Here is a 12,087-nt window from a genome sequence, read left to right on the forward strand (position 1 = left end):
AGGGGAGTCAGCACCGTGCAGCTCGGACTTGTGGGCCTCGGCAAGATGGGCTTCAACATGCGCGAGCGGATTCGCCGCGCGGGCCACGAGGTTGTCGGTTACGACCGCAACCCCGAGGTCACCGACGCGAGTTCGCTCGCCGACCTGGTCGACAAGCTCGAAGCCCCCCGCGTCGTGTGGGTGATGGTCCCGGCCGGTGACATCACCAGGCAGACGATCGCCGACCTGGGCGAGCTGCTGGCCGAGGGCGACCTCGTGATCGACGGCGGCAACTCCCGCTACACCGACGACAAGGTGAACGCGGAGCTGCTGGCGGGCAAGGGGATCGGCTACCTCGACACCGGCGTGTCCGGTGGCGTGTGGGGCCTGGAGAACGGCTACGGCCTGATGGTCGGCGGCGCCGCCGAGGACGTCGAGAAGGCGATGCCGATCTTCGACGCGCTGCGGCCCGAGGGTCCGCGCGAGGAGGGTTTCGCGCACGCCGGTCAGGTCGGTGCGGGCCACTTCGCGAAGATGATCCACAACGGCATCGAGTACGGCCTGATGCAGGCCTACGCCGAGGGCTTCGAGCTGCTGGAGGCCTCCAAGCTCGTGGAGAACGTGCCCGCGACCATCAAGGCGTGGCAGCGCGGCACCGTGGTCCGGTCCTGGCTGCTCGACCTCCTGGTCCGCGCGCTCGACTCCGACCCCGAGCTGGACGACCTGCGCGGCCACGTCGAGGACTCCGGCGAGGGCCGGTGGACCGTCGAGGAGGCGATCAACCTCGCCGTGCCCGCGCCGGTGATCTCCGCCGCGCTGTTCGCCCGGTTCGCCTCGCGCCAGGACGACTCGCCCGCCATGCGCGCGGTCGCCTCGCTGCGCAACCAGTTCGGTGGTCACGCCGTGCAAGCCGCCGGGCCCACGTCCGGCAGCGGTAGCACGCAGAGCTGACGCCGCCGTTGTACGTCAGGCACCTCCAGGTCAGCGACTTCCGCTCGTGGGAGCGCGCCGACCTGGCGTTCGAGCCGGGGGTCAGCGTGCTGGTCGGGCCGAACGGCCAGGGCAAGACGAACCTGGTCGAGGCGCTCGGCTACGTGGCCACGCTCGGGTCGCACCGGGTGGCCACGGACGTGCCGCTGATCCGGCACGGCAGTCCCCGCGCGGTGGTGCGGACCGCGGTCGTCAACGACGGCCGCGAACTGCTGGTGGAACTGGAGATCACGCCGGGCAAGGCGAACCGGGCGCGGATCAACCGCGGCCCGGTTCCCCGCCCGCGCGACGTGCTGGGGATCCTGCGCACCGTGCTGTTCGCGCCGGAGGACCTGGCGCTGGTGCGCGGCGACCCCGGTGAACGCCGCCGGTTCCTGGACGAGATGCTCGTGGCGCGCGCGCCCCGGTACGCCGGGGTGCGCGGTGACTACGAGCGGGTGCTCAAGCAGCGCGGCGCACTGCTGAAGACGGCGGGGGCGGCGAAGCGGGCCGGGCGGTCCGGCGACCTCAGCACCCTGGACGTGTGGGACGGGCACCTGGCGAAGCACGGCGCGGAACTGCTCGCCGCCCGGCTCGACCTCGTCGCGGACATCGCGCCGCACGTGGCCGCGTCGTACGCGGAGGTCGCCCCGGAGTCGCGGCCCGCGCGGATCCGGTACCGGTCGAGCCTCGGCGAGTCGCAGCCCGAGGGCTTCGGCGTGCCGGGCGGGCCGAGGGCCGACCGGAGCCAGCTGGAGGACGCGATGCTCGTGGAGCTGTACCGCGTCCGCTCGCAGGAGGTGGACCGGGGGGTCTGCCTGGTCGGCCCGCACCGCGACGAGCTGGAGCTGGCGCTCGGCGAGCTGCCCGCCAAGGGCTACGCCAGTCACGGGGAGTCATGGTCGTTCGCCCTGGCGCTCCGGCTCGGGGGGTACGAACTGCTGCGTGTCGACGGCACCGAACCCGTGCTCGTGCTGGACGATGTGTTCGCCGAACTCGACCGGGGTCGCCGGCGCCAGCTCGCCAAGGTGGCGGCGGGCGCGGAGCAGGTGCTGATCACCGCGGCCGTGGCCGAGGACGTGCCGGAGGAACTGTCGGGTGCTCGGTTCGACGTTCGCGACGGAGAGGTGCGCAGTGTCTGAGGACGTCCCTCGAACGGGTGTGACAAGTCGCACAGCTGGGGACAACCCTGTGGATGGTGTGGATAACTCACCACAAATTGCGGACATATCCACAGGCGATGTCACTCCAGAGGGTGTTCTGTCCCCAGCAGACGGTGAAACGTTGAGGGGACCCGACCTCGCGCGCGCCGCGCTGGCCGCCGCGCGGGCTTCCGCGAAGAGCCGCGCCAAGCAGCCGGGACGCCGGACGACCGGGGGAGCGAACCGCTCGAAGCGCCGCCGCTGGTCGGGCGCGGGTCCGGACGACCGGGACCCCCAGCCGCTGGGCAGGCTGGCCTCGCGGGTCGCCACCGAGCACGGGTGGGCCGAGCGGCTCGCGGGCGGCAACGTGTTCGGCAAGTGGGCCAAGCTCGTCGGCGAGGACGTGGCCGAGCACGCGAAACCCATCACGCTGAGCGACGGCGAACTGACGGTGCAGGCGGACTCAACGGCGTGGGCGACGCAGCTCAGGCTGCTCCAGCGCGAGCTCATCAAGCGCATCGCCGCCGGGGTGGGCGACGGCGTGGTGAAGAAGCTGAAGGTGCAGGGCCCCCAGGCTCCCAACTGGCGATTCGGCCCCAGGCACGCTCCAGGGCGCGGCCCACGTGATACCTATGGCTGAGGGCCGCCGATCGTTCAGCGGCGATCCTGTGGCGCACTGAGCGCTCACCAGCCGAATTGACCACTGGGGTCAGCCGATCCAACCCAACCGGGTCAAGTTCAGAGCCTCTGAGGCCAAATCAGGGGTGTCCTTGGTGCATCCTCGTCGTACCCGACCGGTAGAATAATGGGGAGCATGACCATCAGCGTCGCCGCTCGGCGACGTCCTGTCGCTTCATGTCGAGGAGACACCAGGCCCGTGGCAGACAAGAATGAGTACGGCGCGTCCTCAATCAGCGTCCTTGAGGGCCTGGAGGCGGTCCGCAAGCGGCCCGGCATGTACATCGGGTCCACCGGCGAGCGCGGTCTGCACCACCTGATCCAGGAGGTCGTGGACAACTCCGTCGACGAGGCGATGGCGGGTCACGCCACCTTCGTGGACGTGACGCTGCTGGCCAACGGCGGCGTGCGGGTGATCGACGACGGCCGTGGCATCCCGGTCGACATGCACCCCGTGGAGAAGGTCCCGACCCTTGAGGTCGTCATGACCAAGCTGCACGCGGGCGGCAAGTTCAACAGCGACTCCTACGCCGTCTCCGGCGGTCTGCACGGCGTCGGCATCTCGGTCGTGAACGCGCTGTCCACCGCCGTCGACGTCGAGGTGAAGCGCCAAGGTTTCACGTGGAACCAGCGCTACGAGGGCACCAAGCCCGCGCACCCGCTGACGAAGGGCGCTCCGGCGACGGAGACCGGAACCATCATCACGTTCTGGGCCGACCCGACGATCTTCGAGACGACCACCTACAACCTGGAGACGATCTCGCGCCGCCTCCAGGAGATGGCGTTCCTCAACAAGGGCCTCACGATCGTCCTGCGCGACGAGCGGGTCGTCGAGGCGGACACCGAGGTCGACGCCGAGGGCCACGTGGCGCGGGTCAAGGAGCGCACGTTCCACTACCCGAACGGCCTCGAGGACTTCGTCAAGCACATCAACCACACGCGCGAAGAGGTCCACAAGAAGGTCATCGCCTTCGACGCCAAGGGTGACGGCATCGAGGTCGAGGTCGCGATGCAGTGGAACACCGGCTACACGGCCTCGGTGTACACCTTCGCCAACACGATCAACACGCACGAGGGCGGCACGCACGAGGAGGGCTTCCGCGCGGCGCTGACCCGTGTCGTCAACGAGTACGCGCGCGACAAGAAGCTGCTCAAGGAGAAGGACACCAACCTCACCGGTGACGACATCCGCGAGGGTCTCGCCGCGATCATCTCGGTGAAGCTCCAGGAGCCCCAGTTCGAGGGCCAGACGAAGACCAAGCTGGGCAACAGCGAGGCCAAGTCGTTCGTGCAGAAGTCGACCAACGAGCACCTGGCCGACTGGTTCGAGCGGCACCCCAACGAGGCGCGCACGATCGTCACGAAGGCGGTCTCGTCGGCGCAGGCCCGGATGGCGGCCCGCAAGGCCCGCGAACTGGTCCGCCGCAAGGGCGCCCTGGACATCGGCGGCCTGCCCGGCAAGCTGAAGGACTGCCGCTCCACCAACCCGGAGGAGTGCGAGCTCTACATCGTGGAGGGCGACTCCGCGGGCGGTTCGGCGAAGGAGGGCCGGGACTCCATGTTCCAGGCGATCCTGCCGATCCGCGGCAAGATCATCAACGTGGAGAAGGCCCGCATCGACCGGGTCCTCAAGAACAACGAGGTGCAGAGCCTCATCACCGCGCTCGGCACCGGCATCCACGACGAGTTCGACCTGAGCAAGCTGCGCTACCACAAGATCGTGCTGATGGCCGACGCCGACGTGGACGGCCAGCACATCCGGACGCTGCTCCTCACCCTGCTCTTCCGCTTCATGCGCCCGCTCGTCGAGCACGGGCACGTGTACCTGGCGACCCCGCCCCTCTACAAGATCAAGTGGCAGCGGATCGACCCGGAGTTCGCCTACTCCGACCGCGAGCGCGACGGCCTGATCGAAGAAGGCCTGAAGGCGGGCAAGAAGCTCGGCAAGGACGACAACATCCAGCGGTACAAGGGGCTCGGCGAGATGAACGCCTCCGAGCTGTGGGAAACCACGATGGACCCGGCCCACCGCCTGCTCATGCAGGTGACCCTGGACGACGCCGCGACGGCGGACGAGCTGTTCAGCGTGCTGATGGGCGAGGACGTGGAAGCACGCCGCTCCTTCATCACCCGCAACGCGAAGGACGTCCGGTTCCTGGACGTGTGACGCCACCCGTCCACCTGTAGACCTACTCGCCTGGCGAAGAGGAAGAAGAACCTTGACCGAGACGACTTTGCCGCCGGGGCCGGACCACGACCGCACCGAGATGGTCGACATCCAGCACGAGATGCAGCGCTCGTACATCGACTACGCGATGAGCGTCATCGTCGGTCGTGCGCTGCCGGACGTGCGCGACGGGCTCAAGCCCGTGCACATCCGCGTGCTCTACTCGATGTTCGACTCCGGTTTCCGCCCGGACCGCAGCTACAACAAGTGCGCGCGCGTCGTCGGCGACGTGATGGGCAACTACCACCCGCACGGCGACTCGTCGATCTACGACGCGCTCGTGCGGCTGGCCCAGCCGTGGGCGATGCGGTACCCGCTGATCGACGGCCAGGGCAACTTCGGTTCGCAGGGCAACGACCCCGCGGCCGCGATGCGGTACACCGAGTGCAGGCTCACCCCGTTGGCCATGCACATGCTGGCCGACATCGAGGAAGAGACGGTCGACTTCCGGCCCAACTACGACGGCCGGATCGAAGAGCCCAAGGTCCTGCCCTCGCGCATCCCCAACCTGCTGATCAACGGCAGCTCGGGCATCGCGGTCGGCATGGCGACCAACATCCCGCCGCACAACCTGCGCGAGGTCGCGGCGGGCGTGGTGTGGGCGCTGGACAACTGGGAGGCCTCCGACGAGGAGACCCTCGAAGCGATGATCGAGCGGATCAAGGGTCCGGACTTCCCGACCTACGGTCTGATCCTCGGCAACTCGGGCATCGAGGACGCGTACCGCACGGGCCGCGGCTCGGTGAAGATGCGCGCCGTCATCGAGATCGACGAGGACGCCAAGGGCCGCACGGTCCTGATCGTCACCGAACTGCCGTACCAGGTGAACCCGGACAACCTGGTCGAGAACATCGCCGCGCTCGTCCGCGACCAGAAGCTGACCGGCATCGCGAACATCGCAGACGAGTCGAACAGCCGCCGCGGCATGCGCATCGTGATCACGATCAAGCGCGACGCCGTCGCGAAGGTCGTGCTGAACAACCTCTACAAGCACACCCAGCTCCAGTACTCGTTCGGCGTGAACATGCTGTCGCTGGTCGACGGGGTGCCGCGCACGCTGCGGATCGACCAGATGATCCGGCACTACGTGCGGCACCAGGTCGAGGTCATCGTCCGGCGGACGAGGTTCCGCCTGCGCAAGGCCCAGGAGCGGGCCCACATCCTGCGCGGCCTGGTCAAGGCGCTGGACATGCTCGACGAGGTCATCGCCCTGATCCGCCGGTCGCAGACCCCGGACATCGCGCGCACCGGTCTGGTCGAGCTGCTGTCGGTGGACGAGATCCAGGCGAACGCGATCCTGGAGATGCAGCTCCGCCGCCTGGCCGCCCTGGAGCGCCAGAAGATCATCGACCAGTTGGCCGAGATCGAGCTGGAGATCGCCGACCTCGAGGACATCCTGGCCAAGCCGGAGCGCCAGCGCGCGATCGTGCGCGAGGAGCTGATGGCGATCGTCGACAAGTACGGCGACGACCGGCGCACCAAGATCATCCCGTTCGACGGCGACGTGTCGATGGAAGACCTGATCGCGGTCGAGGACGTGGTCGTCACGATCACCCGCACCGGCTACGCGAAGCGCACCAAGACCGACCTGTACCGGGCGCAGAAGCGCGGCGGCAAGGGCGTCCAGGGCGCGCAGCTCAAGCAGGACGACATCGTGGCGCACTTCTTCGTGTGCTCCACGCACGACTGGATCCTGTTCTTCACGAACAAGGGCCGGGTGTACCGGGCGAAGGCGTACGAGCTGCCCGAGGCCAACCGCAACGCGCGCGGCCAGCACGTGGCGAACCTCCTGGCGTTCCAGCCGGAGGAGGAGATCGCCCAGGTCATCCAGATCAAGAACTACGAGGTCGCGCCGTACCTGGTGCTCGCCACCAAGACCGGTCTGGTCAAGAAGTCCAAGTTGTCCGACTTCGACTCCAACCGATCGGGTGGTCTGATCGGCATCAACCTCCGCGACGACGACGAGCTGGTCGGTGCCGTGCTCTGCTCCGCGGAGGACGACCTGCTGCTGGTGTCGACCGACGGCCAGTCGATCCGCTTCCACGCGACCGACGAGGCGCTGCGCCCCATGGGTCGTGCCACGTCAGGCGTCCTGGGCATGCGTTTCAACGGCGGCGACGAGCTGCTGTCGATGGGCGTGGTCGAGGAGGGCAAGTTCGTTTTGGTCGCCACCGATGGCGGGTACTCGAAGCGGACGCCGTTGGAGGACTACCCGGTCCAGGGGCGTGGCGGCAAGGGTGTGCTGACCATCCAGCACGACCGCCGACGTGGGAGGCTTGTCGGAGCGCTCATCGTCGACGTCGACGACGAGCTGTACGCGATCACCTCTACCGGCGGGGTCATCAGGACCAGCGCCAAGGAGGTTCGCAAGGCGGGGCGGCAGACCAAGGGGGTCCGGCTGATGAACCTCGGCGAGGGCACCACTTTGATCGCCGTCGCAGGCAACGCCGACGAGCCTTCCGACGTCCCCATTGATGGGGACGAGGCTGAGCCCGCCAACTAACGCGGACGAGAGGTTGAGGACTGCTCGTGACTTCATCCGAGAACCCGGAAAGTCGGGACGCGGACAAGACGGCGGTGATCACCAAACCTGTTTTGCAGGGTGGTGCTGACCAGGGGTCGAAGGCGAAGGTCGCCGACAAGGCGACACCTTCGAAGGGCGCGGACAAGCCGGCCGCGCCGAAGTCGGCCGAGAAGGCCGAGCCCTCGAAGGTCGCCGACGGCGCGACAGTCGAGATCTCGAAGTCGCAGGCGAAGGCGGCCGCCGCTGGTGCGGCCGCTCCGGCCACCCCGGCCGCGCAGGCGGCGCCCGCCGCACCGGGGGCTCCGTCGGTCCCGGCGGCTCCGGCTGCCAAGGCGCCCGCCGCCAAGGCACCCGAGGCCAAGGCACCCGAGGCCAAGGCCGCGGCGGCTGCTCCGGCCGCCACGCCCCCCAAGACGGCCGAGCAGTCCACAGCCGAGGCGACGGTGAAGGTCGAGGTCCCGCCGGAGGCGCCCGCCGAGCGTTCCGACGGGCTCGACTTCGTCGCGGCGGCGCCCCCGCCCTGGCAGCGGGTGACCAGCGACGCGCAGTACGGCGAGGCGCAAACGGTTGGCTACCCGACGAGCGACAGCGTGACCCCGGTCGAGCCCGCGCCCGCCGAGCAGCCCGCCTACCCGGCGCAGGACCCGGACACGGTCGCCGTGGCGCGGCCGGTCCCGCCGGATTCGGGTGGTCGGACGTCGGTGAACCTGGGCACGTCCAGCGCCCGGCCGGGTGCCGCGGCGCCCAGCGCCAGGCGTCCCGGTCGAGGGCCGCGTCGGGCGAGCCTCCAGGTGAAGCGCGTCGACCCGTGGTCGGTGCTGAAGCTCGCCCTGGTGCTCAGCGTGGCGCTGTTCTTCGTGTGGCTGGTGGCGATCGGCGTGCTCTACGGCGTGCTGAACGGCATGGGCGTCTGGGACAAGATCAACAACACGGCGCAGGACCTGCTGTCCGGCAGCGAGCAGGCCGGTGACCCGCTCATCAGCGCGGGTCGCGTGTTCGGCGTCGCGGCCATCATCGGCGCGGTGAACATCGTCCTGTTCACCGCGTTGGCCACGGTCAGCGCGTTCGTCTACAACGTGTCGGCGGACCTCGCGGGTGGTCTGGAGCTCACGCTCTCCGAGCGCGAATGATCTAGGCACCCCCGATTTGGGGCAACGACAGGCGGTACGGTAATCTTCCTGTCGTTGCACCAATCAGGGCCTATAGCTCAGACGGTTAGAGCACTTCGCTGATAACGAAGGGGTCGGAGGTTCGAGTCCTCCTAGGCCCACGATCGATTAGGTGAACCGCGCGGGGTAACACCGGGCCCGCCTTCACCGATTCGTTATAACATTGGGGATCACACCCCCAACCCCCGCCAGGGGGCCAAGGCCCCCTGGACCCCCGGTGGTCGACCATCGGGTCATCGAACGGGAGCTTCCATGAAGAAGATCATCGCACTGGTTGCGGTCGCTGGCGCCGTGCTGCTGTTCGTCAAGCGCAACAAGGCCGCGAAGGCCGACGCCGACCTCTGGCGCGAGGCCACCGCACCCACCGACTGAACCCTGCGAGGGCGGGCTCGTCTACCGCCCCCGAGAGGGGACGTAGCTCAATTGGCAGAGCACCGCCTTTGCAAGGCGGGGGTTAGGGGTTCGATTCCCCTCGTCTCCACCGTAGAAGTCCCGAACAAGCCCCTTCTCGCCGCGCTGCGAGCAGGGGCTTGTTCGTTCTGCACGGAATCTCGTCTCAACTCACGCGTTCTGCAACTCCGGAGACGCCTGACGTCGAGAAGCCAGCACCTTGTCCAACGCCCAGGCTCCAGGCCCGGTGAAGACGAGGAGCAGGAACACCCAGGAGTACATCGCCGCCAGCTCTCCGCTGTTCTCGATCGGCATCAACGCCTTCGGCTGGTGCACCGAGAAGTAGGCGTAGGCCATCGAACCCGAAGCGATGAACGCGGCGATCCTGGTACCGAGACCAACCATGATCAGCACGCCGGCCACGATCTCGATCACACCGCTCGGCCCGCTGGGCCACGTCGTGATCGACACCGGAGGCTTGGTGGTGAGGAACCCGAACAACTTCTGGGCTCCGTGGCAGGCGAAGAGCAGTCCCACGACGATCCTGAACAGTGCCAGCGCGTGGTCTCGACCGCGGTCGATAAGACTCATTCTTTGTCCTCACTAGCAGGGCGACCGGCAGGGTAAGGACAAGCTAACGCCGATGACGTTGCGTGACTAGGTCCGCAACTTATCGATCATCGACAGCAAACTGATTGGATTCAGCAAGGTGAAGCGTCGCGTGTTGTTCGCAGTACCGTCCCTGCTGCTGATCGGAGTATTGGCTGGCTGCAGCACGGAGCAACCCGTCTCAACATCAACTACGGGCAGCAAGACCAGCGTCCAACTGACACCTTCCGCTACGCCGAAAGAGGCGCCAGGGGCACCCCAGCCGGTTGCGGACGGTGACTGCCCCTATCTTTCGACAGGGGTTGTCCAGGAGTCGAACGGACAGTTGGTGCGCAAGGTCCGGTTGTCGGAGGACAGCCCCAACCCGGCGTGCTTCTTCTACGCGAACTCGACGGACGTCCAACTCAGCGTCTGGGTCTACGAGGGCGACGCCACGGTCGCGAAGGCGATCGTCGACCGCGCCGCGCCCATCGACAAGTCGAGCCCGGCGACCGCGCCCGAAGGGTGGAACGGCGGCTCGCTGACGTCCGACACCGGTGCCGTGTACGCCGTCGCGAAGGGCGCGAACGCGGTCGTCGTCACCAGCAACCAGCAGCAGACCATCAAGGCGCGCCGCATCACCGAGACGGTCGTCACCAACCTCGGGCTGAGCTGAGCCACGGGCTCGGCTCAGCGATCTCGGTTGGGCGACCGCGGGGTCGGCTCGGCAGAGGTCCCCTGTCGGGCGGGCCCCCCGACGTACAAGCTACGGCGGGGGTACGACGGTTCCGGGTTCGGTCAGCGGGGTGTGGACAACTCGTTCGGGTGGAGAACGGGGGACTGTTCAGCTGCCCGCCGGGACGCGACACGCCCGAACCGAAAAAATGGCCTGGAAATGTCAGGTCCCGTGGGTCCGTGCGCCCAACTGGGAAGCAGTGCTGGCGCGGCAGGCCCCGGTGGTGCGGGGAGCCGGGCACACCAAAGCCCCGGCACCGACAGTGTCGGCGTCGAGGCTCGGCGGCGTGTGTTCGGTGGTCAGGCCTTGCGGTCGGCCACCTGGCCGTTGCGGGCGTGCTCCGCGTCGGACCCGCGCGGCGTCGTGTCGGACCCGCGCGGCGTCGTGTCGGTCGGGCGCGGCGGAGGGGTGGGCGTGGGAGCGGTGGTCGTGGTGGGGGGCGGCGTGGGCACCGGGGCCGAGGTCGTCGGCTCCGGGGTGGTCGACGCCTGGGGCTCCTCGTGCAGGTGGACCTCCTCCGGACGCTTGGTGAGCGCCACGTACCCGGCCACGGCACCCGCGGCGAGGATGCCGAGGATCCACGGCCAGCGGCGACGGCTCTTCGGCGTCTCGCGGGCGAAGTCCTTGCGGGCCTGCTTGGCGGCCTTGCGAACGTCCTTGGCCCGCACCTTGGCGTCCTTGCGCGCTCGGACCGCGGCCTTCGCCACGTCCTTGCGGATGCCCTCGGCCCTGTCCAGCAGTTCGGCACGGGTCTGGCCGCCGCGCTTGGCGAGCTGCTTGCGCTGCTTGGCCAGCTTCTTCCTGGTCTTCCGGGTCGACTTCTCGACCTCCTCGGCCTTCGAAGCCAGCACGTCGGCCGTCTCCGCGAAGATCCCCCGGAGCTGGTCGGCCGTCACACCGCGCTCGGCGAGCTTCGTCTCCGCCCTCCCAGCGAGCTGCACCGCCGTCTCCGCACCCACGTGCCCGGCGCGGACCGCTCCGCGACGCGCCGCGCGCAAGCCGGTTCCGACGGCCTTGCCGACCGACTCACCGGCTTTGGTCATGGCCTGCACCTCGTCCATATCGCGCTCCAGAAGCTGTCGGTCAGTCATGCACTAGGCATACCCATCCTGCCCGTTCCTGAACATCGGCGCCCGGGATGGCACGATGGTGTGGTGGCTGACAGCAACGAATCCTTCGTCGGGACCAAGGTGACGGCGACCCTGCACACCTCGCAGGGCGACATCCGCATCAACCTCTTCCCCGACCACGCCCCCAAGACGGTGGCCAACTTCGTCGGTTTGGCCGAAGGCACGAAGCAGTACTCGAAGCCGAACGCCAAGGGCGAAGCCTCGGGTCCCTTCTACGACGGCTCGATCTTCCACCGGGTCATCGCGGGCTTCATGCTCCAGGGCGGTGACCCCACCGGCACCGGCCGCGGCGGCCCCGGCTACCAGATCGACGACGAGTTCGGCGCCGGTCTCACGCACGCCGGACCCGGCATCCTGTCGATGGCCAACGCCGGCCCGAACACCGGCGGCTCCCAGTTCTTCATCACGCTCGCCGCCACGCCGTGGCTCGACGGGAAGCACGCGATCTTCGGCAAGGTGACCTCCGGCATGGACGTCGTGGAGGAGATCGGCGCGGTCCCGACCGCGCGCGGCGATCGGCCGGTCGAGGATGTCGTGATGCAGAAGGTGACGGTC

9 protein-coding genes, 2 tRNA genes and 2 pseudogenes are annotated in these 12,087 nt (G+C 68.5%); 11 read left to right on the plus strand and 2 right to left on the minus strand.

The window, feature by feature from the left end; all coding sequences use genetic code 11:
* The 9 genes and pseudogenes from gnd to AC156L_RS23425 all read left to right on the plus strand — a co-directional run.
* Positions 1-930 (plus strand): annotated as a pseudogene (gene gnd, locus AC156L_RS23385) (phosphogluconate dehydrogenase (NAD(+)-dependent, decarboxylating)); the annotation flags it as partial.
* Between the two features lie 8 nt (positions 931-938).
* A complete protein-coding gene (recF, locus tag AC156L_RS23390; protein WP_330874508.1) occupies positions 939-2,090 on the plus strand; it encodes a DNA replication/repair protein RecF in 1,152 nt (383 codons plus the stop codon).
* A gap of 142 nt (positions 2,091-2,232) precedes the next feature.
* Complete coding sequence (locus AC156L_RS23395) at positions 2,233-2,730, plus strand: DciA family protein (RefSeq protein WP_330874510.1); 498 nt, start codon at positions 2,233-2,235, stop codon at positions 2,728-2,730.
* Between the two features lie 237 nt (positions 2,731-2,967).
* Complete coding sequence (gene gyrB, locus AC156L_RS23400) at positions 2,968-4,935, plus strand: DNA topoisomerase (ATP-hydrolyzing) subunit B (protein WP_330874512.1); 1,968 nt, start codon at positions 2,968-2,970, stop codon at positions 4,933-4,935.
* Between the two features lie 52 nt (positions 4,936-4,987).
* Positions 4,988-7,498, plus strand: coding sequence for a DNA gyrase subunit A (gene gyrA / locus AC156L_RS23405; RefSeq protein ID WP_330874513.1), 2,511 nt, complete (start codon positions 4,988-4,990; stop codon positions 7,496-7,498).
* Between the two features lie 464 nt (positions 7,499-7,962).
* Positions 7,963-8,649 carry a DUF3566 domain-containing protein gene (locus AC156L_RS23410; protein ID WP_330874526.1) on the plus strand — a complete coding sequence of 229 codons (687 nt, stop codon included), beginning with the start codon at positions 7,963-7,965 and terminating at the stop codon, positions 8,647-8,649.
* Between the two features lie 66 nt (positions 8,650-8,715).
* Positions 8,716-8,789: transfer RNA gene (locus AC156L_RS23415), tRNA-Ile, on the plus strand.
* A 151-nt stretch (positions 8,790-8,940) separates the two neighbouring features.
* Positions 8,941-9,057, plus strand: a pseudogene (locus AC156L_RS23420) (DLW-39 family protein); the annotation flags it as partial.
* Between the two features lie 39 nt (positions 9,058-9,096).
* A tRNA-Ala gene (locus tag AC156L_RS23425) sits at positions 9,097-9,169 on the plus strand.
* Between the two features lie 80 nt (positions 9,170-9,249).
* Here the strand turns inward: AC156L_RS23425 and AC156L_RS23430 are convergent.
* The gene (locus AC156L_RS23430) at positions 9,250-9,669 is read right to left on the minus strand and encodes a DoxX family protein (RefSeq protein WP_330874514.1); all 420 of its coding nucleotides are present in this window, start codon (positions 9,667-9,669) and stop codon (positions 9,250-9,252) included.
* Positions 9,670-9,799: 130 nt separating this feature from the next.
* Here AC156L_RS23430 and AC156L_RS23435 point away from each other — a divergent pair, with 130 nt between their 5' ends.
* Positions 9,800-10,342: a DUF2020 domain-containing protein gene (locus tag AC156L_RS23435; RefSeq protein WP_330874516.1), complete on the plus strand. Its 543-nt coding sequence runs from the start codon at positions 9,800-9,802 to the stop codon at positions 10,340-10,342.
* A 359-nt stretch (positions 10,343-10,701) separates the two neighbouring features.
* Here AC156L_RS23435 and AC156L_RS23440 read toward each other — a convergent pair whose 3' ends face one another.
* Positions 10,702-11,445 carry a hypothetical protein gene (locus AC156L_RS23440; RefSeq protein WP_330874518.1) on the minus strand — a complete coding sequence of 248 codons (744 nt, stop codon included), beginning with the start codon at positions 11,443-11,445 and terminating at the stop codon, positions 10,702-10,704.
* Positions 11,446-11,556: 111 nt separating this feature from the next.
* Here AC156L_RS23440 and AC156L_RS23445 point away from each other — a divergent pair.
* A partial coding sequence (locus tag AC156L_RS23445) for a peptidylprolyl isomerase (RefSeq protein WP_330874520.1) occupies positions 11,557-12,087 on the plus strand: 531 nt, incomplete at its 3' end.

This window comes from Umezawaea sp., from assembly GCF_057122925.1.